Below are 760 nucleotides of genomic sequence, written 5' to 3'. Positions count from 1 at the left end.
CTGGTCGCGCTGATGCCGCCTGACGCTCCCTCGGCAATGCTGCCGCCGGCATTCAGGATCAATTCGGTGCCGGAGATCACGCCATTGATGTCGATGACGCTGCTGCTGCCGCTATCCGCCAGGGTGATGGTGGTGCCGCTGAGCGAGGCGCCGATATTCAGCGTCCCGGCGGCATCGATCTCGATCGATCCCTGCGCCGAGATATTCGCGGTGATGCTGACATTTTTGTTTGAGACCAACTTCAGCTCGTCGGCGAAGTTCAGATTTATAGCGCTGGCGACGGAAAGCAGCTTCGCCGCTTCCAGCACGATGGTGCCGTTTAGCAGCGCCAGATCGTCTGGATTGACGTAGGAGGTGGTGGGGCTGCTGCTGGTGTCACCCAGCGTGGTGGTGGGGTTGTTGAATGGGCCGCTGGAATTGCTGTTGGCGTTGGTGAGGGAGGCGCTGGTGACGATCAGCGTCTGCGGATCCAGCAAAATCTCGCCGGCCTGGCCGTTGATCGCGGTGTCATACACCGTGCCGCCAAGGCTGATGACGCCGTCGGAGGAAATCTCGACGAGGCCGCCATTGCCGCCCAGCGTGCCGCCGGTGGTCGAGATGGTGCCCTGCAAGGCGGTGCTCTGGCTGCTCAGCAGCGTCACCTTGCCGCCATCGCCCTTGGTGACGGCATTGGCCTTGATCTGCGCCCCGGCGGCGATGCTGACGGCAGCGGCGCGCGGCGCCGTGCTGTCACGCGCCCCTTGCGCGGCGCGGGCGAGGT

General features: G+C 64.5%; 1 pseudogene. It reads right to left on the bottom strand.

Annotated elements, in window-relative coordinates:
* Positions 1-760, bottom strand: a pseudogene (locus MXAZACID_RS19560) (hypothetical protein); the annotation flags it as partial.

This window comes from Acidocella sp. MX-AZ02, assembly GCF_000306035.1.
GTDB classification, from domain to species: domain Bacteria; phylum Pseudomonadota; class Alphaproteobacteria; order Acetobacterales; family Acetobacteraceae; genus Acidocella; species Acidocella facilis.
Note: the sequence above shows the minus strand (reverse complement) of the source record. Positions and strands in the feature narration are given on the sequence as shown.